This is a genomic window from Microbacterium sp. KUDC0406, assembly GCF_021582875.1.
GTDB lineage: Bacteria > Actinomycetota > Actinomycetes > Actinomycetales > Microbacteriaceae > Microbacterium.
This window is the reverse complement of record NZ_CP091138.1, coordinates 2183142-2206867: the sequence shown is the minus strand read 5'-3', so window position 1 is coordinate 2206867 and position 23726 is coordinate 2183142. Positions and strand designations below refer to the sequence as shown.

Sequence of the window (23726 nt, the reverse complement as noted above, 5' to 3'; positions counted from 1 at the left end):
GTAACATACTGTTTACAAGGTACACAACCATAGGATTGCGAGCATGACCGACGTCGAACCCGAAGAGCTGCCGCGCGGTATCGCCCTCGCCTGGGGCGTCGCGGCGAACCCCCAGCGCGGCCCCAAGCGCGAGATGAGCGTGGAGCGGATCGTCGACGCCGCGGTCGAGCTCGCCGACGCCGAGGGCATCGGTGCGGTGTCGATGGCGGCTGTGGCCGCGAAGCTCGGCTTCACCCCGATGTCGCTGTACCGCTACGTCAGCGCGAAGGACGATCTGCTGCTGCTCATGGAGGAGCACGCGGTAGGACTCCCGCCCGAGGATCTCCGCGAGCACGACGGCTGGCGCGCTCGGCTGCGCGCGTACTTCGAGGCGCAGGTGCTCATCTATCTGCGGCATCCGTGGATCCTGTCCCTGCCCATCACCGGATCGCCGATCACCCCGAACAGCTCGGCGTGGCTCGATTCCGCGCTCGACGCGCTCGGCGACACTCCGCTGAACCCGTCGGAGCGCCTGGCCGTGGCGCTCGCGTGCACCGGACAGGCGCGCTGGTACGGCACCGTGCTCGCCGGGTACACGGAGCAGGCGCGCACCAGCGGACTGTCGCCCGAGGAGATCACGGCCCGCGAGGCGGCACTCTTCGACCGGGTGATCACCGCCGCCGAGTTCCCCGCGCTCCGCGCTGCCATCGAGTCCGGAGTGTTCCTGCGCGATGACGACCCGTTCCGGTTCTCGATCGAACGCTACCTCGAGGGCGTCGAGGCGTACATCGCCGGGCTCGACCGCGACGGCGCGCATGCGGGTCCCTCCCCGTGGCTGCGCGATGACGACCCGAGGCTCACCGCGGACAAGCACGTCCGCGCGGCGGCGAAGCGCGTGCGCGAGGCCGAGAAGGAGCTGCGCGCCGCGCGCAAGCAGGAGCGCCAGGTGCGCCGGGACATCGCCGCCGGCATCGCCGCCCGGGCGGAGAGATGACACCTCCGCTGCGGTTGTCACAGCGATCACACGGGTCACAGAGGTTTACATCTGTCGCAGCGCGGCTCTAGAGTTGGGCATCAGCAGAAAGGGGTATGTGGGATGCCCGATGTTCCTGACGTCCGATTCCTCACGGTGGCCGAGGTGGCCGAACTGATGAGGGTCTCGAAGATGACCGTGTACCGGCTGGTGCACGCCGGCGAGCTGCCCGCGATCCGTTTCGGTCGCAGCTACCGCGTCCCCGAGTCCGCCGTGGCCGAAGCGCTGCGGCGGCCCATCTCCGACGCCGGCTGACCGTGCGTTCCCGGCATCGCCGTCGGTTTGCTAGACTCGACCGGGGCATTTTCCATGCCCGTTCCCGGGTGTCCGCAGAGTCGACGCCCAGCCCCTGACGTAAAGAGGTTCCCGTGGGTTCTGTCATCAAGAAGCGCCGCAAGCGCATGGCGAAGAAGAAGCACCGCAAGCTGCTTCGCAAGACTCGCCACCAGCGCCGCAACAAGAAGTAAGCGGCACGACACCGAGCGTCCCCCGACTGGGTCCCTGAGCCTGTCGAAGGGGGCGCTTCGTGTCTGCGCCGCGGAAGGACGACATGAAGTCGATCACCGTCGAACAGCTCGCCGCACTCGGCGAGACTCCGCTCATCGATGTGCGCGAGCGCGACGAGTTCGCGGGCGGGCATGTGCCCGGTGCCGTGAACCTGCCGATGTCCGAGCTGGGCGACCGGCTCGAAGAGCTCCCGACCGAGGCGTTCCACGTGATCTGCGAGATGGGCGGTCGTTCGGCCCGCGTCGTGCAGGCGCTCGAGGCGCGCGGCTACGACGCCACGAACGTCGACGGCGGCACCGCGGAGTGGCGGGCCCAGGGCCGCCAGGTCGACAGGCCGTGACCACGATCACCCTGATCGGCAAGCCGGACTGCCACCTCTGCGAGGTCGCTTCGGAGCTGATCGACCAGGTCGTCGCGCAGATGCCGGATGCCGCGGCCGAGAGCATCGAGATCGTCGAGGCGTCGATCGAGGACGACCCCGCGCTGTACGAGCTGTGGTGGGAGAAGATCCCCGTCGTGCTGATCGACGGCGAGTTCCATGCGCACTGGCGGGTCTCGCCCGACCGGCTGCGCGACGCACTGGAGGAGAAGGCCAGTGCTCGTACTGAGCGAACGGAGTGAGTCGAAGTGATCCGTCACGTCGTGATGTGGAGGCTCGCGAGCGAGGATGCCGCGGAGCGCGTCGAGCAGGCCGCTGAGGTGGCTCGCCGTCTGAACGCGCTCGACGGCGTGGTCCCGCAGCTGCGCGCGGTGCGCGCCGGGGCGAACACGGTGCCGATCGACGGGAACTGGGATGTCGCTCTCGTCGCAGACATCGAGAACGCCGACGACCTGGAGGCGTACCAGGTGCATCCGGCGCACGTCGAGGCCGCGGGCTACATCCGCTCGGTCGTGGCATCGCGCGTCGCCGTCGACTTCGAGGTCTGACTGCAACGCAATCGTGACCGATCGGTCAGGTCATGCGTTCACCGAGGTCGCGGGTGCATGGCAAGATGAATGCACCCGATAACGGGGAAACCCGAACGTGCTTGGAGTGACAATGACCCGTCGCCGCCCTCTTCTCCTCGGTGCCGCTGTCGCAGCGGTCGCCGCCCTCGCCCTCGCGGGATGTGCGAGCAATCCGGACTCCGGCTCCGACGGTGGCAAGCCCGCAGCCGGTGCTGACTACGAGCTCGTCACTGCCGGCACGCTGACGGTGTGCTCGGATATTCCGTACAAGCCCTTCGAGTACCCCGACGAGAGCGGTTCGGGCTACACCGGCTTCGATGTCGACATCCTCACCGCGATCGCCGAGAAGCTCGACCTGAAGGCCGAGTTCGTCGTCACGAACTTCGATGCCCTGCAGTCGGGCACAGCGCTGCTCGCCGGAAACTGCGACATGGGCGGGTCGGCGATGACGATCACGGACGAGCGCAAGAAGAACATCGACTTCTCGGCCCCCTACTACGACTCGCTGCAGTCCCTGCTCGTGAGGACCGACTCCGGTATCAAGAGCATCGACGACCTCTCCGGGAAGAACGTCGGCGTGCAGCAGGGCACCACCGGTGAGAACTACGCCAAGGAGAACGCCAAGGGCGCCACCCTCACACAGTTCTCCGATGACGGCGTGCTGTGGCCTGCCCTGCAGGCGGGGCAGATCGACGCGATCCTGCAGGACCTGCCGGTGAACATCGAGCACGAGAAGGCCGACAAGACGTACAAGGTCGTCGAGACCTACAACACCGACGAGCAGTACGGGTTCGCCTTCGCTAAGGGCCAGAAGGACGCTCTGCGCAAGGCGGTCGATGAGCAGCTGAAGGCGCTCAAGGACGACGGCGAGTACGACAAGATCTACGACAAGTACTTCAGCGCGAAGTGACGGCGGCGTGACCCGCTGACATGGCTCTGAAGAAGAGGACCCGCACGCGGCTGTACCACTACACGGTGTATGCCGTGCTCGTCGCGGTGGCGATCTGGGTGGTTGTCGCGACCGACTGGCAGACCGTGGGGAAGCAGTTCGCGAACCCCGAGGTCGCGATGCAGATGCTGCCCGGCATCATCACCATCGGCCTGAAGAACACGCTCCTGTTCACCATCGCGTCGTTCTCCGGCGGGCTCGTGCTCGCCGTCGTGCTCGCGCTGATGAAGCTCAGCAGCATCCCGCCGTTCCGGTGGATCGCGACGGTGTGGATCGAGTTCTTCCGAGGCATCCCCGCCCTGATGACGATCTTCGCGTTCGGGCTCATGCTGCCGATCGCCATGAAGGGGATGAAGATCCCCGGTGGCCCAGTCGGGGCTGCGACGCTCGCCCTGATCGTGGTGGCCTCGGCGTACATGGCCGAGACGATCCGCGCCGGTATCCAGGCGGTGCCGAAGGGGCAGACCGAGGCGGCCCGGTCGCTGGGGATGTCGCCGATGCGGACGATGTTCTTCATCGTGCTGCCGCAGGGCTTCCGCATCATCATCCCGCCGCTCACGAACGAGTTCGTGCTGCTGCTGAAGGACACCTCGCTGTTCTTCGTGATCGGTGCGACCCCGCTCACCTACGAGCTGACCACGTACGCCCGCAACGGCCTGTCCATGTATGCGAATGCCACGCCGATGGTGATGGCAGCGCTGCTCTACCTGATCGTGACGATCCCGCTCACGCGATTGACCGCACGTCTCGAGCGCAGATTGGCGAGGGAACGATGACCACGGAAGCGATCGATGTGCACGCCCCCGCGATCGACGTGCAGGGACTGGTGAAGACGTTCGGCGAGAACGAGGTGCTCAAGGGCATCGATCTCACCGTGCAGGCCGGCGAGGTGGTGTGCATCATCGGCCCGTCCGGGTCGGGCAAGTCCACTCTGCTGCGCTCGGTGAATCTGCTCGAGGAACCCACCGGCGGGAAGGTGTTCATCGAGGGCATCGACATCACCGACGAGGACGCCGACATCGACCGGGTCCGTCAGCGCATCGGCATGGTGTTCCAGAGCTTCAACCTGTTCCCGCACATGAACGTGCTGGGCAACCTCACGATCGCGCAGCGGCAGGTGAAGCGGCGCTCGAAGGGCGAGGCCGAGCGGATCGCCAGGGAGATGCTCGACAGGGTGGGGCTCTCCGACAAGGTCGACGCCTACCCGAGCCACCTCTCCGGAGGACAGCAGCAGCGCGTCGCGATCGCGCGCGCACTGTGCATGAACCCCGACATGATGCTCTTCGACGAGCCGACCTCGGCGCTCGACCCCGAGCTGGTCGGCGAGGTGCTGCAGGTGATGCGTCAGCTGGCCGACGAGGGCATGACCATGCTGGTGGTCACGCACGAGATGGGCTTCGCCCGCGAGGTGGGCTCGCGCCTGATCTTCATGGCCGACGGCAACATCGTCGAGCAGGGCGACCCGCACGAGGTGCTCGCGAACCCGCAGCATCAGCGCACGAAGGACTTCCTGTCCCGCGTGCTCTGATCGTTCAGCGCACAGAAAAGGATGCTGGGTCCCTGAACTCGTCGAAGGGTCCCAGCATCCTCTCTGTACTGATCTCTCAGCCGTCGACTTCGACGACTTCTGCGTCAGCGGCGTTGCGTCTCACCGAGTCGATGCCGTTCAGAGCACTCGCCTTGGACGAGTAGCCCTGGCCTGTGGCGATGACCTCGCCATTGCCGGCCTTCAGTCGGAAACGCCAATCGCCGCTCTTGCCTGTGTAGAGCTCGAACCTGCCTGCCATAGGGCGGCTCCTCTCGTTCGGGTCCGAGGGATGTTTCCCTCAGGCATGACCGTAGCGTCGAAGCCGCTCCGAGGGAAGCACTGAGTCTCTGTCAGCGTGGCACGCGGTACTTGAAGCCGACGTGCGAGCCGACGTAGCCCAGCCGCTCGTAGAAGCGGTGCGCGTCGGTGCGGGCGGCATCGGAGGTGAGCTGCACCATCGCCGCCCCGAGCGCGGGGGCTGCGGCATCCGCCACCCAGCGCATCGTCGCGGAACCGATGCCGGCGGAGCGCAGCGCGCTGCTGACCCGCACCGCCTCGACGAGCAGGCGCTTCGCGCCCTGCCGCGCCATCCCCGGGATCAGGGTGAGCTGCAGCGTGCCGACGACCGCGCCGTCGAGTTCGACGATGAGCAGGTCGTTCGACGGGTCATCGAGGATCTCGACGAGGGCGGCGGCGTATGCGGGACGGTCGGCGTCGGATGCCTGGTCGCCGCGCGACGCGCTGATCGGGTCATCCGCGAGCAGGGCGATCACGGCATCCGTGTCTGCCGACGTCGCCCGGCGCAGCACCGCCTCGCCGGCACGGGAATCGAACGGATGCGGCAGGGGGAGTGCGTCGAGCATGGAACCAGTCTCCCGCAACGCGCAACGCGTTTCGTCTCGCTCGTTCCTCGCTCGCGGGGCGACCGGGAGGTACGACCATCCGGTCGTTGAGCGAGCGGTGGTCGTTGAGCGAGCGAAGCGAGTCGAAACGCAGAGACGAAACGTCGTGACGTGCCTCGGAAGACGTGGCGCGTTTCGTCTCGCTCGTTCCTCGCTCGCGGGGCGACCGGGGAGATACGACCATCCGGTCGTTGAGCGAGCGGTGGTCGTTGAGCGAGCGAAGCGAGTCGAAACGCAGAGACGAAACGCCGTGACGTGCCTCGGAAGGCGTGGCGCGTTTCGTCTCGCTCGTTCCTCGCTCGCTCAACGACCGGGGAGGTACGACCATCTGGTCGTTGAGCGAGCGAAGCGAGTCGAAACGCAGAGACGAAACGTCGTGACGTGCCCCGCAACGCGCAACGCGTTTCGTCTCGCTCGTTCCTCGCTCGCGGGGCGACCGGACTGGGTCACTCCTGCTCGTCGTCCTCGGGGACGAAGTCGACGCCGGCCTCGGCGCGCTGCTCGGGCGTGATGGCGCCCGGCGCCTCGGTGAGCGGGTCGAAGCCGTTGCCCGACTTCGGGAACGCGATCACCTCGCGGATCGACTCTGTCTTGGTCAGGTGCTGCAGCACGCGGTCCATGCCCAGCGCGATGCCGCCGTGCGGCGGCGCACCGAACTTGAAGGCGTCGAGCAGGAAGCCGAACTTCTCCTGCGCCTGCTCCTCGCTGATGCCCATGACCTTGAAGACGCGCTTCTGGATGTCCTCGCGGTGGATGCGGATCGATCCGCCGCCGAGTTCGGAGCCGTTGCACACGATGTCGTACGCGTACGCCAGAGCCGAGCCCGGGTCGGTGTCGAAGGTGTCCTCGAACTCCGGCTTCGGGCCGGTGAACGCGTGGTGCACGGCGGTCCAGGCGCCGGCGCCCACGGCCACGTCGCCGGATGCCACAGCATCGGCGGCCGGCTCGAACATCGGGGCGTCCATCACCCAGGTGAAGGCGAACACGTCGGGGTCGAGCAGACCGAGTCGTCGGCCGATCTCGACGCGCGCCGCGCCGAGAAGCGCGCGGCTGTCCTTGGTCGAGCCGGCGGCGAAAAAGGCGCAGTCGCCGGGCTTCGCGCCCACGAGCTGGGCGAGACCCTCCTGCTCCGACTCGGAGAGGTTCTTGGCGACAGGGCCGCCGAGCGTGCCGTCCTCGTTGAACAGGACGTAGGCGAGACCGCGGGCTCCGCGCTGCTTCGCCCAGTCCTGCCAGGCGTCGAGCTGCTTGCGCGGCTGCGAGGCGCCGCCGGGCATGAGCACCGCGCCGACGTACTCCGACTGGAACACCCGGAACGGGGTCTCGGCGAAGTACGAGGTCGCCTCGACGATCGGCAGGCCGAAGCGCAGGTCGGGCTTGTCCGAACCGTACTTCGCCATCGCGTCGGCGTAGGTCATGCGGGGCAGCGGGGTCTGCACCTCGACGCCGATGGTGGCCCACATCGCCTGGATGACGGACTCCATCATCTCGATGACGTCCTCCTGGTCGACGAAGCTCATCTCGATGTCGAGCTGCGTGAACTCGGGCTGACGGTCGGCGCGGAAGTCCTCATCGCGGTAGCAGCGCGCGATCTGGTAGTACTTCTCGATGCCGCCGACCATGAGCAGCTGCTTGAACAGCTGCGGCGACTGCGGCAGGGCGTACCAGCTGCCCGGGTGCAGGCGCGCCGGAACCAGGAAGTCGCGGGCGCCCTCCGGCGTGGAGCGGGTCAGCGTCGGGGTTTCGACCTCGATGAACTCGCGCTCGTGCAGCACATCGCGGATCGCCTTGTAGACCTGCGAACGCAGGCGCATGGCCGCGGCGGGCTCCGGCCGGCGCAGGTCGAGGTAGCGGTGCTTGAGGCGCACCTCCTCGCCGACGGGGTCGGTGCCCTCGAGCCCGGTGGAGACCTGGAACGGCAGCGGAGCCGACTCGTTCAGCACCACCACGTCGGTGGCGACGACCTCGATCTCGCCCGAGGGCAGGTTCGGGTTCGCGTTGCCCTCCGGGCGCAGCGAGACCTCACCGGTGACCTTCAGCACGAACTCGCTGCGCAGCGGATGCGCGATCTCCTCGTCGCGGATGACGACCTGCGCGATGCCCGAGGCATCCCGCAGATCGATGAACGCGACTCCTCCGTGATCACGACGACGATCGACCCAACCCGTGAGGGTGACGGTCTGACCGATGTGCTCGGCTCGCAATGAGCCTGCCGTGTGTGTGCGAAGCACGGAGAATTCCTCCTGATAGGGGACGGGATATCAGCCCAGTTTACGTGGGCCGTCCGGATGAGACTCGCCCCATGATCCACGCAGCCGATGTGACCGATTCCGTCGACAGTCTCTGGGGCGCCGTGTTCGGCGGCTCGACCGGGTTCATCATGCTGGCCGTCTACGTGCTCGTGGTCGTCGCGCTGTGGAAGGTCTTCACGAAGGCGGGCTACCCGGGCATCCTCGCGATCATCCCCATCGTGAACACGATCTTCCTCGTGAAGATCGCCGGATACTCGGGCTGGATGGCGCTGCTGTACCTGATCCCGATCGTCAACATCGTCTTCGCGATCATCGTGGCGGTCAAGCTCGGGGCGAGGTTCGGCAAGGGCGGCGCCTTCTCGTTCTTCCTGCTCTGGCTGCTCCCCTTCATCGGGTACTTCATCATCGGCTTCGGCGACGCGAAGTACAGCCGGGCCTGAACCGTGCCGGCATCCCTGCTGCACCTCGTCCGGCACGGCGAGGTGCACAATCCCGACCGTGTGCTCTACGGCAGGCTCCCCGACTACCACCTCAGCGAGGCGGGACGCGGGATGGCGCAGGCCGCTGCCGACCACCTCGTGTCGCTCGGACGCGAGGTGACCGAGCTGCGCTGCTCCCCGCTGGAGCGCACCCAGGAGTCGGCCGCGCCGATCGCCGCGGCCTTCGATCTCACTCCCGTCCTCGAGGAGCGCATCATCGAGCCCGCCAACGTCTTCGAGGGCAGGCGGATGCGGAAGGCGCTGCGCAACCCGGTGAACTGGTGGCAGCTGCGCAACCCGAGCCTGCCCAGCTGGGGCGAGCCCTACGAGTCGATCGCCGATCGCATGATCGCGGCGATGGACGACGCCTGGGATGCCGCGGCCCTTGGCGATGTCGTCTTCGTGTCGCATCAGGCGCCGATCTGGATCACGCATCGCCGCGTCGCCGGCCTGAGGCTGCGGCACGATCCGCGCACCCGGCGCTGCGCGCTGAGCAGCATCACGAGCTTCGAGCGCGTCGGCGACGTGTGGCGCGAGGTCGACTACGCCGAGCCCGCGGCGTCCGGCATCGACCTGGGCGCGGTCTGACGACGCTTCGACAGGCTCAGCGACCCACGACGCTTCGACGGGCTCAGCGACCCATGGTTCCCTGAGCCCGCGAAGGGGGGCACCTTACAGAACGTGCATAGGCTTCACGCGTACGATTCCCAGCGTGTCCCGCCGTGTACGTCCCGTGATCGCCGCCGCGCTCGCCGCGGTGTTCGCCATCGGATTGAGTGCCTGCACGGCCAATGATCCCGCAGCGGACGAGTTCGGCAAGGGCGACACCGTCTACAGCTCGAACGACATCCGTGTCCAGGAGATCAAGCCTGCAGACCGCAGGGCCCCGATCGAGTTCGCAGGCACCACCGAGGCCGGCGAGCAGTTCGACAGTGCCGACGCTGCCGGCGGCGTGCTGGTGGTCAACTTCTGGTACGCCACCTGCGGTCCGTGTCGCGTCGAGGCGAAGGATCTCGAGTCGGCCTGGCAGAAGAACAAGGGCGACGGCGTCACCTTCGTCGGCGTGAACATCTACGACCAGGCCGACACGGCGAAGGCGTTCAACAAGGAGTTCGGCGTCACCTATCCGAGCATCATGGATGCGGACAGCGGCAAGGCCAAGCTCGCCTTCGCCAAGGTCACGCCGATCCAGGCGCCGCCGGTCACCCTGGTGCTCGACGCACAGGGCCGGGTCGCCGCGCGCATCGTCGGCCCGATCGACGGGCCCTCCGTGCTGACCACCCTGGTGCAGGACATCCTCGCGGAGAAGGCGTGAATCCCGCGGACGTCATCGGATCGGGCGCGCTCTGGCTCGCCCTTCCGCTGGCGATGCTGGCCGGTCTGATCTCGTTCCTCTCCCCGTGCGTGCTGCCGCTCGTGCCCGGCTACCTGGGGTTCATCGGGGGAGCGGTGGGGGCGGATGCCGGAGGCGTTTCGTCTCGCTCCGCTCGCTCAACGAACGGAGGAGGGCGCGGCCGGCTCCTGCTCGGAGTACTGCTGTTCATCCTCGGCTTCACGGTCGTGTTCGTCTGCATGACCGTGCTGTTCGGCACCGCCGGGATGTTCCTCCTCGAGTGGATGCCGCTGATCACCCGCATCCTGGGCGTCGTGATCATCGCGATGGGACTGGTCTTCCTCGGGTTCTTCGGGTTCGCGCAGCGCGAGTGGCGGATGCACGTGAGCTCGGCCACGGGCCTGATCGGGGCGCCGCTGCTGGGTGTCGCGCTCGGCCTCGGCTGGGCGCCCTGTCTCGGCCCGACGCTGGCTGCGATCTCCGCGCTGTCGGCCAACGTCGGCACGCCGGGCCGTGCGGCGCTGCTCGGCGTCGCCTACTCGCTGGGCCTCGGCATCCCGTTCCTGCTCATCGCGCTCGGGTTCGGATGGGCCACGAGGACCGTCGGCTTCCTGCGCCGGCACATCCGCGTCATCAACATCATCGGAGGCGTGCTGCTGATTCTGCTCGGAGTGCTCATGGTGACCGGCGTCTGGACCCAGATCATCTCGCGCCTGGGGGCGGTGATGGGCAGTGTCATCCTCCCGCTCTGACGTGCGCGCCGGCGCGTCTGCCGAGACCGATCCGCTGCGGCCGGCCGACCACATCGACTCCGAGGCGCCCGGCGACGACATCGCGCAGCCGAAGCTCGGCTTCACCGGCTGGCTGCGCTGGGGGTGGCGTCAGCTGACCTCGATGCGCGTCGCGATCATCCTGCTGCTCGTACTCGCGATCGCCGCGATCCCGGGCTCGATCTTCCCGCAGCGCTCCGCCGACCCGAACGGCGTGATCAAGTGGAAGGCCGACAACCCCGATCTGTTCCCCGTGCTGGACAGGCTCAGCCTGTTCGACGTGTACACGTCGCCCTGGTTCTCGGCGATCTACCTGCTGCTGTTCCTGTCGCTCATCGGCTGCATCATCCCGCGCATCAAGCACCATCTGAAGGCGCTGCGCGCGCAGCCGCCGCGCACACCGGCACGGCTGTCGAGACTGGACGATCATCTCGAGCGCAGCTGGGTCCCTGAGTCCGTCGACGGGCCGGACGCTCCGACGGGCTCAGCGACCCACGACGCCGGCGCGGGCCGCGCGATCGACGTCGCGCAGAAGCAACTCAAGGCGCTCGGGTACCGGGTGGCGCGCTACGACCGGGGCACCGTGCGCTCGGTCTCCGCCGAGCGTGGCTACCTGCGCGAGACCGGCAACCTCGTGTTCCACATCTCGCTGCTGGGCGTGCTGGTCGCCGTCGGCGTGGGCGGCGGATTCGCCTACACCGGGCAGAAGGTCGTGATCGAAGGCAGGAACTTCGTCAACATCCTCACCGACTACGACTCGATCAACCGCGGGCGCTTCGTGGGCGACGATGCCCTGCAGCCCTACCGGATGACGCTGGACTCCTTCGACATCGCCTATCAGCCCCCGGGCACGGCCGGCGCCGGACAGGCGGGCGACTTCTCGGCGAACGTCACGGTCACCGAGGCAGACGACTCCGAGCACAAGGGCGCGGTCAGGGTGAACCACCCGCTGGGCATCGGCGCCGACAAGGTGTACCTGCTCGGCAACGGCTACGCGCCGAGCATCACCGTGCGCAACGCCGAGGGCGAGGTGGTCACCAGCGGACCCGTCGCATTCCTGCCGCAGGACAACAACATGACCTCGCTCGGCGTACTGAAGGTGCCGGACGGGATGCCGGAGCAGATGGCGCTGACCGGCTTCTTCTACCCGACGGCGGGGAAGCTCTCCACCGGTGCGTACACGTCGGCCTATCCCGACCTGTACGGACCGCTGCTCACACTCGACGTGTACGTCGGCGATCTGGGCATCGACGACGGGACCCCGCAGTCGGTGTACGTGCTCGACACCAACCCGATGGACAAGCTGACCGGCCGCGGAACCGACGTGAAGTCGATCGAGCTCGAACCCGGAAAGACCGCCGAGCTGCCGAACGGCATGGGCACCGTCACCTTCGAGGACGAGTCGCCCGCCGGGGCGAAGGACTTCACGAAGTCGGTGAAGCGCTACGTCTCGCTGCAGATCCATCACGACGAGTCCGCGGTCTGGGTGCTGGTGTTCGCCGTGCTCGCCCTGGTCGGCCTCGCACTGGCGCTGTTCGTGCCGCGTCGGCGGATGTGGGTGAAGGCGACCCCCCGTGACGACGGCGTCACGCTGGAGTACGCTGGCCTCGCCCGTGGCGAGGATCCGACTCTGGCCTCCGCTGTCGACGACCTCGCGAGCGGACACGAGCGGCTGCTCGACGGCTCCGCACCGCGGCACTCCGAGTCCCGCAAGACCCCCACCGCTCCTGAGGAGGGCTGACATGGCCGACCTGGAATCGCTCTCCGTCATCCTGATGTGGACGGCGATCGCGATCTACGCGCTCGCGTTCCTGGCGTACGCGTTCGATCTCGCGAGCCGCTCCGCCAAGACGGCGGATGCCAGGCTCGAGACGGCGAAGCAGCTCGCGACGGTCGGCGCCGGCGCGGCGACGGATGCCGGAGACGCTGCGCCCGCGGCATCCGGCTCGGCGTCGTCCGGTTCAGGCGCTGCGAAGCCGCGCTACGTCATGGCGCGGATCGGCACGTCGCTCACCGTGCTGGCGTGGATCTTCCACCTCGGCGCGGCCGTCACCCGCGGCATCGCCGACGGGCACGTGCCCTGGTCGAACCTCTACGAGTTCGCGATGGTGGGCACACTGCTGATCATCGGCGTGTACCTGCTGGTGCTGACCCGGCTGGACGTGCGGTACCTCGGCTCGTTCATCCTCGGGCTCGTCGTGGTGCTGCTCGGGCTCACCTCGACGAACTTCTACGTCGCGATCACGCCCCTCGCCGAACCGCTGAAGAGTGCCTGGCTGGTCATCCACGTCTTCGTCGCGTCCCTGTCGACGGCCCTGTTCGCGCTGGCCTTCGCCCTGTCGGTGATGCAGCTGCTGCAGATGCGGCGCGAGCGGCTGGTCGCCGAGGGCGCCGCGAAGACCGGGCCCGGCTTCCTGCGCACCATCCCCGACTCGACCCGCCTGGAGAGCCTGGCGTACCGGTTCACGGTCGTCGGCTTCATCGCCTGGACCTTCACGCTGATGGCCGGGGCGATCTGGGCGCAGGACGCCTGGGGCCGGTTCTGGGGCTTCGATGTGAAGGAGACCTGGACGTTCATCATCTGGGTGCTCTACGCCGGCTACATCCACGCCCGTGCGACCCGCGGCTGGCGCGGATCGCGGTCGGCCTGGCTGTCGATCGTCGGTTTCGCCGCAGTGATCTTCAACTTCACCATCGTGAACGTCTTCTTCAAGGGTCTGCACTCGTACTCCGGCCTGAGCTGAGCTCCCGCCGGACGGGACATGGCGCCACTAGGCTGACGCCATGATCCGTCTGCTGCTCCGCGCCGCCATCTCGCTGGTCACCGTCGCGGTGGCCCTGCTCATCTGCCTGTGGACGCTGCCGGGCTTCTCGATCGGTTTCGCCGGGTTCCTCGTCGCCGTGCTGGTCTTCACGATCGCGCAGGCGATCCTGGCGCCGCTGCTGCTGAAGATCGTGGCGCGGCACGCGGAGGCCCTGATCGGCGGCATCGGGCTGATCTCGACCTTCGTGGCACTGCTGATCGCGTCGCTGTTCCCCAGCGGGGTGCACCTGAGCGGCATCCTCACCTGGGTCCTCGCGACGCTGATCATCTGGGTGGTCACCGCCCTCGGCGGATGGCTGCTGGCGAGCCTGATCTTCAAGAAGAGGGCGACGGACGCGCGAGGCCGCTGACGACGGAGTTCCGGCTCAGCCGCCGAACGGCAGCACGACGGGCACCCAGAAGACGGCGACCACGAAGTACATCACGAGGAACGGCAGTCCGAACCTCGCATAGTCGCCGAACCGGTACTGCCCGGGCTCCATCACCATCAGGTTCGCCGGGGTGGCGACCGGGGTCATGAACGCGGCGGACCCGGCCACCGCCAGAGCGAGCAGGAAGGGCAGCGGCGAGACCTCCATCGCCTGCGCCAGGGCCACGGAGACCGGAAGCACGATCAGCACGGTCGCAGTGTTGCTGATCAGCTGACCGAGCACCAGCGTGAGCACCACGATCGCCGCCAGCGCGGCGGTGGGTCCGGCACCTCCGACGAGGGTCTTCAGGCCGTCCGCGATCAGCTGCGCGGCGCCCGTCTCCTGGAATGCCACGGAGAGCGGGATCATGCCGGCCACGAGAACCACGGGCGTCCATCTGATCTCGCGGAACGCCTGCGTGATCGGCAGCACCCTCGACAGGATGAGGGCGCCGGCCGCCAGCAGCCCCGCGACGGCCGGTGGCACGACGGCGGTGATCAGCAGCAGCACCATGACACCGGAGATGACCATGCTTCGCTTCGCGCCGCGACCGAGTGGTATCGCGCGACGCAGCTGGTCGGGGTGATCGACGATGAGCACCTCGCGCCCGTCCGAGGTGTGCCGGGAGAGGTCATCCCAGGTTCCGTCCAGCAGCAGCACGTCGCCGGCCTGCAGCAGTGTCTCGGCACCCTCCAGCAGCTCCTCGCCGCGGCGGGCCGCGAGCACGACCAGGTCGCCGCTCGGCGTGATCATGCCGGGGAACACATGCATTCCGATGAGTGTCGAGCGCGGCGGGATGACCACCTCGGTGAACCCGCGGGACGCGCTGGGCTGCATGTCCTCCGGAGCCAGGGCGTACTGGCGCCGGAGCAGTTCGCCGAGCCGCTGCAGATCGGCCGGGGCGTTCGGCGCGGTCCGGTTCGGCAGCAGGCGCCGGCCGAGGAACAGGATGATGAGGATCGCCCCGGCCAGCAGGGGCAGGCCGGCGAGTGCGAACTCGAAGAATCCGAACGGCCGTTCGCCGGCATCCGCCGCGGCATCCGACACGATGATGTTCACCGGCGTGCCGGTCAGGGCCAGCATGGATCCGGCGTGCGCGGCGAAAGTGAGCGGCATCAGCAGATGGGATGGCGGGATACCGGACCGTGCGGCGACGACGACGAACAGCGGCAGCATCGCCGCGATCGATCCGTTGACGCTGATCATGGCGGTGATGACCGCGGTCAGTAGGGACAGCACCACGATCAGCCGCACGCGGCCGGTGCCGGTGCGCGTGATCACCTGCTGGCCGGCCCACGCGATGACGCCCGACGATTCGAGCGCCTCGCTCACCACGAACAGCGATGCGATGAACAGCACCGTCGGATCGCCGAAACCCGCCAGAGCCTGATGCAGATCCAGCACTCCGGTGAGGAAGAGCGCGAGTGAGACGCCGACGGCGATCACCGCGAGCGGGATGCGATTCGACACGAACGCGGCCACGGCGACCGCGAGGATGACGAAGACGATGATGATCGGGTCCATTTGCTTCGACACTAGGGCAGCCGACCCCGGCCGGCACCCCGAATTCTGCATGATGTATTGCCGAGGGGCACGGAATGTCGCCAGGATGGAGCCGAGTCCGCACGGGCATCGAGCGCCGCGGGGCCGGGACGAAGGAGACTGCTGTGAGTGCCGCCTCAGAGTTCGCGCCGCAGGCGCAGCAGAAGGGCTTCCTGAACTGGATCGAGAAGGTCGGCAACAAGGTGCCCGACCCGACGATCATGTTCGTGTACCTGATCGGGTTCATCGCGGTGCTGTCCGCGATTCTGAGCTGGGTGGGAGTGTCGGTCACCGACGAGGTGGCGACCCCGGTGGCGGCCGACCAGGTCGGACAGCTGAACGATCAGTTCGGCTCGCACTGGATCATCTGGGACACCGCGACCGGTGAGCCCGCCGACGTGCCCGAGTACGTCGTCGAGGAGCGCACCTTCGCGGTGCAGAACCTGCTCTCGATCGAGGGTCTGCGATTCTTCTTCACCTCGTTCGTCGACAACTTCGCCGGATTCACTGTCGTTGCCACGGTGCTCATCGCGATGGCCGGTGTCGGAGTCGCCGAGCACGCGGGGCTCATGGGCGCACTGATCCGCCGGGTCGTGAAGGTCGCTCCCCGGCGCTGGCTCGCGGCGATCCTGCTGTTCGTCGGTGTGCTGTCCTCGGTCGCCACGGACGCCGGATACCTGATCCTGGTGCCGTTGGCCGCGGCGGCGTTCCTCACGGTCGGGCGGCATCCGCTGGCCGGTCTCGCCGGTGCGTTCGCCGCGGTGGGGGCGGCGTTCGGCGCGAACATCATCATCACCCCGAGCGACAGCATGCTCGCCGAGATCACCAACGGCGTGCTCACGGCGGCGGGCATGGAACCGGTCCAGGTCACGCACAACCTCTACTTCGGGATCGTGTCGACGTTCCTGCTCACCTTCGTCGCACTCTTCGTGACCATGTTCGTCACCGAGAAGAGACTCGGTCCCTACGATCGTGCCGAACTGACCATCGTCGACGATTCGGAGGGGGTCGACCACGATGCCGAGGCGCGCGGACTGAAGTTCTCCGGCTGGGCGCTGCTCGGGTTCGTGCTCGTGATCCTCGCGCTGACGCTGCCGCCGGGGGCGCCGCTGCGCGCGCCGTCCGACGGCGACATCGCCGGCACCTCGCCGTTCATGGCGAGCCTGGTGTTCATCATCTCGCTGGCCTTCCTGGTCTGCGGCGTCGCCTATGGAGCGGGCGCGAAGACGCTGAAGGGCGGATCGGCGGCGGTCGCCGCGATCGCGAAGACCTTCGCGAGCCTGGGCGGGCTGCTGGTGATGTTCCTGATGATCGCCCAGTTCATCGCCCTGTTCAACTGGACCAACCTGCCCACCGTCGCCGCCATCTCCGCCGCCGAGGCGCTGCAGCACGCCAACGTGCCGGCGATCGTGCTGCTGCTCGCCTTCATCGTGGTGATCCTGATCCTGGACTTCATCCTCCCCGGCCTCGTGCCCAAGTGGGTCATCTTCGCCCCGGTGTTCATCCCGATCTTCGCCTCGCTCGACGTCGCGCCGCAGACGCTGCTCGCCGCCTATCGCGTCGGCGACTCGCCGGTCAACGTGCTCACCCCGCTGATGGTGTACCTGCCGTTCATGGTCACCGTCGCGCAGCGCTACAAGAAGGATGCCGGGATCGGCACGATCATCGCACTGATGATCCCGTACGCGCTGTGGATGCTGCTGGCCTGGACCGCGCTGTACGTCGTGTGGTTCCTCACCGGCATCCCGTGGGGCCCCGGCTCGCCGGTGCAGATCGGCTGATCAGCCGTCGTTTCGAGAAGCAAGGAGAAGACATGACGCGCAGTCCGAACAAGCTCATTCCCGCCGATTTCGCGACCGTGCCGGGGCTGGACGCCCTGGACGCCGCCGAGGTGCGGGCGGGTACGGCCGAGGAGGGCGTCGAGGCGATCGGCTTCGGCGTGCATGCCGACGGCGACGTACCGGGCGCACTCGGCTTCAGTCGCGAGGCGCTGGAGGCGGCCGGGTTCGATGCGAAGGCCGGTGCCACCCTGGTGCTGCCGCGGGCGGACGCGCCCGACCTTGTGGCGGTCGGCCTCGGCGCCGCGGCCGATGTGACGCCGGCGGTGCTGCGCGACGCGGCGGCGGCGTTCGTGCGGGCGGCGTCGCGGCACGCACGCCTCGCACTGCAGGTCGACCTCGGCGACGCGGATCGGGCATCCGCCCTGACCGCTCTCGCCGAGGGCGCGCTGCTCGCCCGCTACCGCTACACGGTGCTGATCGCCGACTCCAAGCACGTGCCTCTGGCGTCGCTGACTCTGGATGCCGGTGCGGGCGATGCCGCGGCGGATGCTGCCGCCGTCGCCGCGGCATCCGTCACGGCGCGTGCCGCGATCGTGGCGCGCGATCTGGCGAACACGCCACCCGGGCACCTCACGGCGACCGACATGGCCGAGATCGCGGCGACGCTGGGGGAGCGATTCGGGTTCGAGGTGCAGTCGTACGACAAGGAGGCGCTCATCGAGCTCGGCTGCGGCGGACTGCTCGGCGTGAACCAGGGCTCCGTCGAGGAGCCGCGCATGGTCGTGCTGCACTACAAGCCGTCGGGTGAGGCGACGGGGAGGCTGGGTCTGATCGGCAAGGGCATCATGTACGACTCGGGCGGAATCAGCCTGAAGCCCAGCGATCCGATGCACCTGCTGATGAAGATGGACATGGGCGGCGCGGCGGCGGTGCTGGGCGCGTTCACCGCGCTGCGCGACGCGGGCGCGACGGCCGAGGTGTTCGGCTGGCTGATGTGCACCGACAACATGCCGTCGGGCACCGCCTACAAGCTCGGCGACGTGCTCACCGCTCGCGGCGGGACGACCATCGAGGTGAAGAACACCGACGCCGAGGGGCGGCTCGCGATGAGCGACGCCTTCGCGCTCGCCAACGAGCAGCAGGTCGATGCGATCGTCGACATCGCGACCCTGACGGGTGCGGCGCTGGTCTCGCTCGGCGGGCACGTCGCGGCGCTGTTCGGCAACGACGACCGGATGGTCGGGCTGCTGCGCGAGGCGTCGTCGTCGACCGACGAGCAGGCGTGGCACATGCCGCTGGAGCGCAAGTACCGGGCGCAGCTGGACAGCAACGTCGCCGACATCTCCAACCTCGGCGGCCCCTACGGCGGCGCGATCACGGCGGCGCTGTTCCTCGATCACTTCACCGGCGGCACTCCGTGGGCGCACCTCGACATCGCCGGCACGATGCAGGTGGAGAAGGACGATTCCTGGCGCACGCAGGGCGCGACGGGCTTCGGCGGCCGCCTGCTGCTCGACCTGGCGAGGGGCTTCACCGCGCCGGCCTGATCCGCCCTCTCCTTTGCTCCGGTCTCAACCGATGCGGGTGCTTCGGGGTAGACACCCGCACCCAGTGAGACCGGAGCTGGGGGAGGTCAGGCCGTGGCGAGCACGGCCTTCGCAGAGGTCGTGCGGCGGAGCGCGACCGAGAGCGTCGTCGCGAGCAGCGACAGCACGGCCCAGACGACGAGGCCGGCCGCGGCGGCTCCGCTCGCGTCGATCAGCCCGCTCAGCGCCGGCGCGGTGGGCATGGCCGCACCGAGGGATGCCAGCCAGCCGGGCACCGTGGAGATCAGACCGGTGGCCACGGCGAGCACGCCCACGAGCACACCCACCCAGCGGCCGATGCCTCCGAACACCGCGACCAGCGCCTGGTTCACGGCGGCGAACGCGATGCCGGCGAGCACGGCGATGCCGGCGAACGACCACCAGGTCGCGGCGTCGTAGTCGGCGACGATCTGCACGATCAGCGAGACCAGCACACCCTGCGCCGCTCCGATGAGCGCCGCGGGCCAGAAGCCGCGCAGCGCCAGCGCCATCGACGAACGCCGTGACGTGAGCACCCGCTCGGGCATCGCGCGCATCACGACGTACGAGGCCAGCGAGCCGAACCACAGCACGATCGCGACCAGCAGCGGGATGGCGGTGGCACCGAACAGGCTCGAGTTCGCGACATCCGCCTTCACCGGGTTCGTGACGACTGAGGCGAGCGAGGTCGACTCCTTCTCGCTGAACGACGGCAGCGACGACGAGGCGGTGTGCAGACCGTCGGCGAGGTCGCCGGTGCCGCCGGCGAGCTTGTCCAGGCCGGAGCCGAGCTCGGTGGCGCCGTCGGCGAGCTGGGTCGCGCCGTCGCCGAGCTGAGCAGCTCCGGTGGCGATGCCGTCGTTGCCGGTGGCGATCTTCGAGGCGCCGGTGGAGAGACCGCGTGCGCCGTCGGCGGACTGGTCGATGCCGCCGGCGAGCTGGCCGAGGCCGGATGCGAGGGCGGTCGCGCCGCTGCCGGCCGTGCTCAGCTGGGTCGACAGCTTCTTCGTGGCCTGGGCGTCGAACTGGCCGAGGCCCGCAGCGGTGCCGGCGGCAGCCTGGCTCGAGAGGTTCGCGCCGTCGATGAGCTCGGGCATCCCATCTTTCATCTGGGTCAGGCCGATGCACACCGGGTCGGTCTCCATGCGTCCCGCGCAGTAGCCGAGCAGCTCGTCCATCCCTGCCGAGAGCTTCGTCACTCCGTCAGCCACGCCCGCACTGGCCTGAGCGCTGCCGTTCGCCGCCTTCGTGAGATCGTCGGGAACGAGTCCGCTCTTCTCCAGCGCCGCCGCACCACTCGTCAGCCCGGCACCGAGCTTCGTCGCACCGGCTCCGACCTCACGGGTCTTGCCCGCGATCGTGTCCAGGCCGCTGCCCAGCTGGCTGGCGCCGGCGGCGAGCTCACCCGCGCCGTCGCCGAGCTGGGAGGCTCCCGAGCTCAGCTGGTTCGCACCGTCTGCGAGTCCCTGCGCACCGGCCGGCAGCGCGGCGGCACCCTTCGCGGCGTCCTTCGCCCCGGAGGCGAGCTGGTCGGCGCCGTCCGCGGCCTCGCTCAGCTGGTCGCCGATCGTGCCGAAGCCGATCAGCACGTTGCCGAGGGTCGCCTCGGAGAGCATCGACCCCATCGAGGTGGCCGCGACGTTGGCGATCTGGCTGGTGATGAGGTCGTCGGCGACGCGGGCGTCCTGCGGGGTGGTCACCTGGATCTGCGCCTGCTGCGCGGAGCCGCCGCCGTCGGCGATCGCCTGGCCGCCCGAGGTCGCGTTCCTCGAGAAGTTCTTCGGGATCGTCACGACCGCCTGGTAGGTGCCGTCGCCGAGTCCCTCCGCCGCGTCGTCCTCGTTCGAGATGACCCAGGTGAGGTTGGAGTCCATGTCGTCCGACCCCTCGACCAGTCCGGACGACAGCTCGCGGCCGAGCGGGGTGTACTGGCCGTCGATCGTGACCGGCTCGTCGAGGTTGACGATCGCCGCAGTCATGCGATCGAGGCTCTGCGTCGGGTTCTGCAGTGCCGCGACGAGCAGGCCGCCGATCACGACGGGCAGCAGCAGCACGCCGATGATCGTCAGCCAGGTGATCGGCCGGCGGGAGCGGGCGCGTTCGATGAGGGTCATGCGGTCACCTCGGTGGTCTCGGTGGGGGAGTCGGATGCCGTACGGGTCGCGGGCTCGCGCAGGTCGAGGACGGATGCCTCGGCGCGGCCGGCATCGGACAGCAGTGCCTTCGCGGCGTAAGGATCGGCGGCGGTGGCGAACACGGCCGCGTCGGAGTCGCGCAGGGCGGCGGCGACCTGGTCGCGGTCCGCGCCCGAGAGCCGGTCGACGCCGTCGATCACGACGAGGTCGGTGCCGCCGCGCAGCGCCGCGGCGAGCTCATGAGGAGCGGATGCCGCGTCGTCGACGATCACGCATCCGACGTGCCTGCGCACCCAGGCCGCGCGGCCGGGCAGCAGGTGCCCGGTCACCCGGAGGCGTCCGGCATCCGGCTTCACCCGGCCGGCGACGGTCAGCGCGAGGGCGCGCAGCGCGCGGGCATCCGCTCCGGTCGCGATGAACGCACCGTTCGGTGCGAGTCGCATGGTGACGTCCTCGACGGCGGGCGCGGCCACGGTGAGTCCGTCCGCCGCGACGACGCTGTCGTCGCCGGGCCAGGACACCAGCGCTCGCTCGCGCTCGACGGCCTCGCCCTCGATGTCGACGTGCGGAAGGATGCGCTCCATCCAGCGCGGGATGCGCCAGGCGTGGTCGCCGAGGATCGCCATCAGGGCGGGGATGAGTGTCATGCGCACCAGGAACGCGTCGATCGCGATGCCGGAAGCGAGGCCCAGGGCGATCGGTTTCAGCGACGAATCGCCCTCCGGCACGAATGCGACGAACACGGCGAACATGATCAGTGCGGCGGCGGTCACGACCTTCGCCGATCCCGTGAAGCCGGTGCGGACGGCGCGGATCGCGGCATCGCGCCGGGTCGACGCATCCTTCCTGGCCGGGTCGTGCACGTAGTCCTCCCGCATACGGGAGACGAGGAACACCTGGTAGTCCATCGCCAGGCCGAACAGGACGCCCATCAGCACGATCGGCATGAACGAGATGATCGGGCCGGTGCGCGCGACGTGCAGCAGGTCGGCGAACCAGCCCCACTCGAACACCGCGGCCACCACGCCGAAGGCGGCGACGATCGAGAGCAGGTACCCGAGGGCGGCCGTGACGGGCACCCAGATCGAGCGGAACACGATCGCCAGCAGGATCAGCGACAGACCGATCACGAAGATCCCGAACGGCAGCAGGGCCGCACCGAGCTGGTCGGAGATGTCGATCGCGACGGCCGTGAAACCGGTCACCTTCAGATCGATGCCGTACTCGTCGAGCCATTCGTCGTGGTGCGAGCGCAGCTCGCGCACCAGGTCGGCGGTCGCCGGGTCATCCGGTGCGGTGGTCGGCACGACCTGCACGATCCCGGTGTCGGCGGTGGCGTTCGGGGTTGCCAGCGGCACCTCGGCGACGCCGGGCAGACCGGCGACCTCGTCGCCGAGGTCCTGCATGAGGTTCAGCGGATCCTTCGAGGTCACGATCGTGCCGGTCAGGATCAGCGGACCGTTGAAGCCGGGGCCGAAGTGGTCGGCGGTGAGGTCGTAGTTCACCCGTGCCTCGGAGTCCTGTGGCAGCTGGCCGGCGTTCGGCAGGGCGAGGTTCAGGCTCAGCGCGGGCACCGCGACGATGCCCAGACCCAGCACGACGGCGATCGACACGATCACCGGATGCTTCGTGACACCGCCCACCCAGCGCTGCGAGAAGCTCCGCTTCCCGGTCGTTGAGCGAGCGGAGCGAGACGAAACGTCTTCAGCGTCCGTGACATCCGCCTTAGCGACCTTCTTCACGCGCGGCGCGCGCCCGGCGACCCGCCCCTTGAGGAAGCCCAGGAAGGCGGGGGTGAGGGTCACGGCGATCGCCACGGCGATCGCGACGGCGACGGATGCCGCGATTCCCATCGTGGTGAGGAACGGGATGCCGGCGAAGCCGAGCCCGATCAGGGCGATCAGCACCGTGACGCCGGCGAACACGACGGCCGAGCCGGCCGTGCCGACCGAGCGCGCCGCGGACTCCTCCGGTTCGACGCCGGCTCTGACCTGGTCCTGGTGTCGGGCGACGATGAACAGCGCGTAGTCGATGCCGACAGCGAGACCGAGCATGAGCGCCAGCAGCGGCGTGGTGGACGACACCGTGGCGAACGCGGTGGCGGCGAAGATGCCGGCCATCGAGATGCCGACGCCCAGGAGCGCGGTGGCCAGCGGGAGTCCCGCGACGACGAACGAGCGGAACGTGACGATCAGCACGAGCAGCGCGATGATCAGGCCGACGGCCTCGGTCAGCGTGACGGTGGGGATCGACATCGCGAACAGATCACCGCCGAGGGCCGTGTCGGACCCGTTCGGCAGTTCGTCGCGCAGATCGTGCACGATGCCCTCGAGTTCGGCCTTGGCCTCGGGCGTGACGTCGGTGGCCTGGCCCTCGAACTGCAGCCGGACGATCGCCGCGCTGTCGTCGTCGCTGACCATGCCGTCGATGTTCTCGTCGTAGGGCGAGGTGACGGCGAGCACGCCGTCGACATCCTCGAGGTCTGAGACCGCCTGCTCGATGTCGCTCTTGTACGGGTCGTCCGTGACCTTGTCGCCTTCTGCGGCGACCACGATGAACTGCGCGTTCGTGCCGCTGACCTCGGGGAAGGTGCGGGAGAGCTGCTCGAGACCGGACTGCGACTCGGTGCCGGGGATCGAGAAGGTGTTGTCGGTGCCGGCGCCGAGCACCACGGCGCCGCCGCCGGCGATGCCGAGCACGAGAAGCCAGGAGACCAGCACTCGCCACGGGTGGCGGTACGACCAGCGTCCGAGCGAGGACAGCAGAGTGGACACGGGGGCCTCCCCAGG

24 protein-coding genes are annotated in these 23726 nt (G+C 68.7%); 18 read left to right on the top strand and 6 right to left on the bottom strand.

What is annotated here, in order from left to right; all coding sequences use genetic code 11:
- Window positions 1-43 precede the first annotated feature (43 nt).
- From L2X99_RS11025 to L2X99_RS10985, 9 genes are all read left to right on the top strand, one after another.
- Complete coding sequence (locus L2X99_RS11025) at window positions 44-973, top strand: TetR/AcrR family transcriptional regulator (protein WP_236126697.1); 930 nt, start codon at window positions 44-46, stop codon at window positions 971-973.
- 102 nt (window positions 974-1075) lie between these two features.
- Complete coding sequence (locus tag L2X99_RS11020) at window positions 1076-1267, top strand: helix-turn-helix domain-containing protein (protein ID WP_236126698.1); 192 nt, start codon at window positions 1076-1078, stop codon at window positions 1265-1267.
- A 113-nt stretch (window positions 1268-1380) separates the two neighbouring features.
- Window positions 1381-1479: a 30S ribosomal protein bS22 gene (locus tag L2X99_RS11015; protein ID WP_003792170.1), complete on the top strand. Its 99-nt coding sequence runs from the start codon at window positions 1381-1383 to the stop codon at window positions 1477-1479.
- Between the two features lie 83 nt (window positions 1480-1562).
- Window positions 1563-1859, top strand: coding sequence for a rhodanese-like domain-containing protein (locus L2X99_RS11010; RefSeq protein WP_236126849.1), 297 nt, complete (start codon window positions 1563-1565; stop codon window positions 1857-1859).
- Window positions 1856-2140, top strand: coding sequence for a glutaredoxin family protein (locus L2X99_RS11005; protein WP_236126699.1), 285 nt, complete (start codon window positions 1856-1858; stop codon window positions 2138-2140). The genes L2X99_RS11010 and L2X99_RS11005 overlap by 4 nt, the downstream gene beginning before the upstream one ends.
- 6 nt (window positions 2141-2146) lie before the next feature.
- Window positions 2147-2446: a Dabb family protein gene (locus L2X99_RS11000; RefSeq protein WP_236126700.1), complete on the top strand. Its 300-nt coding sequence runs from the start codon at window positions 2147-2149 to the stop codon at window positions 2444-2446.
- A gap of 112 nt (window positions 2447-2558) precedes the next feature.
- Window positions 2559-3377: a basic amino acid ABC transporter substrate-binding protein gene (locus L2X99_RS10995; RefSeq protein ID WP_236126701.1), complete on the top strand. Its 819-nt coding sequence runs from the start codon at window positions 2559-2561 to the stop codon at window positions 3375-3377.
- A gap of 20 nt (window positions 3378-3397) precedes the next feature.
- Window positions 3398-4192, top strand: coding sequence for an amino acid ABC transporter permease (locus tag L2X99_RS10990; protein WP_236126702.1), 795 nt, complete (start codon window positions 3398-3400; stop codon window positions 4190-4192).
- The gene (locus tag L2X99_RS10985; RefSeq protein ID WP_236126703.1) at window positions 4189-4944 is read left to right on the top strand and encodes an amino acid ABC transporter ATP-binding protein; all 756 of its coding nucleotides are present in this window, start codon (window positions 4189-4191) and stop codon (window positions 4942-4944) included. Before L2X99_RS10990 ends, L2X99_RS10985 begins: the two co-directional genes overlap by 4 nt.
- Before the next feature lie 76 nt (window positions 4945-5020).
- Here L2X99_RS10985 and L2X99_RS10980 read toward each other — a convergent pair whose 3' ends face one another.
- The 3 genes from L2X99_RS10980 to aspS all read right to left on the bottom strand — a co-directional run bounded on the left by L2X99_RS10980 (window position 5021) and on the right by aspS (window position 8077).
- On the bottom strand, window positions 5021-5203 hold the full coding sequence (locus tag L2X99_RS10980) for a YegP family protein (RefSeq protein ID WP_236126704.1): 183 nt from the start codon (window positions 5201-5203) through the stop codon (window positions 5021-5023).
- Between the two features lie 91 nt (window positions 5204-5294).
- Window positions 5295-5807, bottom strand: a complete 513-nt coding sequence (locus L2X99_RS10975) for a GNAT family N-acetyltransferase (RefSeq protein WP_236126705.1) — start codon at window positions 5805-5807, stop codon at window positions 5295-5297.
- A 485-nt stretch (window positions 5808-6292) separates the two neighbouring features.
- Entirely contained in the window at window positions 6293-8077 is a 1785-nt protein-coding gene (gene aspS, locus L2X99_RS10970; RefSeq protein ID WP_236126706.1) for an aspartate--tRNA ligase, read from the bottom strand.
- A 71-nt stretch (window positions 8078-8148) separates the two neighbouring features.
- Here aspS and L2X99_RS10965 point away from each other — a divergent pair, with 71 nt between their 5' ends.
- The 7 genes from L2X99_RS10965 (at window position 8149) to L2X99_RS10935 (ending at window position 13854) form a co-directional block, all read left to right on the top strand.
- Window positions 8149-8538 (top strand): DUF5684 domain-containing protein, encoded by a 390-nt coding sequence (locus L2X99_RS10965; protein WP_236126707.1) that lies wholly within the window; start codon window positions 8149-8151, stop codon window positions 8536-8538.
- A 3-nt stretch (window positions 8539-8541) separates the two neighbouring features.
- Complete coding sequence (locus L2X99_RS10960) at window positions 8542-9165, top strand: histidine phosphatase family protein (protein WP_236135112.1); 624 nt, start codon at window positions 8542-8544, stop codon at window positions 9163-9165.
- A 124-nt stretch (window positions 9166-9289) separates the two neighbouring features.
- Complete coding sequence (locus L2X99_RS10955) at window positions 9290-9892, top strand: TlpA family protein disulfide reductase (protein ID WP_236135111.1); 603 nt, start codon at window positions 9290-9292, stop codon at window positions 9890-9892.
- Window positions 9889-10662 carry a cytochrome c biogenesis CcdA family protein gene (locus L2X99_RS10950; RefSeq protein WP_236126710.1) on the top strand — a complete coding sequence of 258 codons (774 nt, stop codon included), beginning with the start codon at window positions 9889-9891 and terminating at the stop codon, window positions 10660-10662. The genes L2X99_RS10955 and L2X99_RS10950 overlap by 4 nt, the downstream gene beginning before the upstream one ends.
- Entirely contained in the window at window positions 10643-12421 is a 1779-nt protein-coding gene (gene resB / locus L2X99_RS10945; protein ID WP_236135110.1) for a cytochrome c biogenesis protein ResB, read from the top strand. Before L2X99_RS10950 ends, resB begins: the two co-directional genes overlap by 20 nt.
- A 1-nt stretch (window position 12422) precedes the next feature.
- Complete coding sequence (gene ccsB, locus L2X99_RS10940) at window positions 12423-13424, top strand: c-type cytochrome biogenesis protein CcsB (protein ID WP_236126850.1); 1002 nt, start codon at window positions 12423-12425, stop codon at window positions 13422-13424.
- A gap of 40 nt (window positions 13425-13464) precedes the next feature.
- Complete coding sequence (locus tag L2X99_RS10935; RefSeq protein WP_236126711.1) at window positions 13465-13854, top strand: phage holin family protein; 390 nt, start codon at window positions 13465-13467, stop codon at window positions 13852-13854.
- Between the two features lie 15 nt (window positions 13855-13869).
- On the opposite strand, the gene L2X99_RS10930 is transcribed toward L2X99_RS10935, so the two are convergent.
- A complete protein-coding gene (locus L2X99_RS10930) occupies window positions 13870-15438 on the bottom strand; it encodes an SLC13 family permease (RefSeq protein WP_236126712.1) in 1569 nt (522 codons plus the stop codon).
- A 143-nt stretch (window positions 15439-15581) separates the two neighbouring features.
- Between L2X99_RS10930 and L2X99_RS10925 the strand changes: the two genes are divergently transcribed.
- Window positions 15582-17237 carry an AbgT family transporter gene (locus tag L2X99_RS10925; RefSeq protein WP_236135109.1) on the top strand — a complete coding sequence of 552 codons (1656 nt, stop codon included), beginning with the start codon at window positions 15582-15584 and terminating at the stop codon, window positions 17235-17237.
- Between the two features lie 32 nt (window positions 17238-17269).
- Complete coding sequence (locus tag L2X99_RS10920; RefSeq protein ID WP_236135108.1) at window positions 17270-18784, top strand: leucyl aminopeptidase family protein; 1515 nt, start codon at window positions 17270-17272, stop codon at window positions 18782-18784.
- An 86-nt stretch (window positions 18785-18870) separates the two neighbouring features.
- Here L2X99_RS10920 and L2X99_RS10915 read toward each other — a convergent pair whose 3' ends face one another.
- Both L2X99_RS10915 and L2X99_RS10910 read right to left on the bottom strand, forming a co-directional pair.
- Window positions 18871-20916 carry a YhgE/Pip domain-containing protein gene (locus tag L2X99_RS10915; RefSeq protein ID WP_236126714.1) on the bottom strand — a complete coding sequence of 682 codons (2046 nt, stop codon included), beginning with the start codon at window positions 20914-20916 and terminating at the stop codon, window positions 18871-18873.
- Window positions 20913-23711 carry an MMPL family transporter gene (locus tag L2X99_RS10910; protein WP_236126715.1) on the bottom strand — a complete coding sequence of 933 codons (2799 nt, stop codon included), beginning with the start codon at window positions 23709-23711 and terminating at the stop codon, window positions 20913-20915. The genes L2X99_RS10915 and L2X99_RS10910 overlap by 4 nt, the downstream gene beginning before the upstream one ends.
- Window positions 23712-23726: the final 15 nt, after the last annotated feature.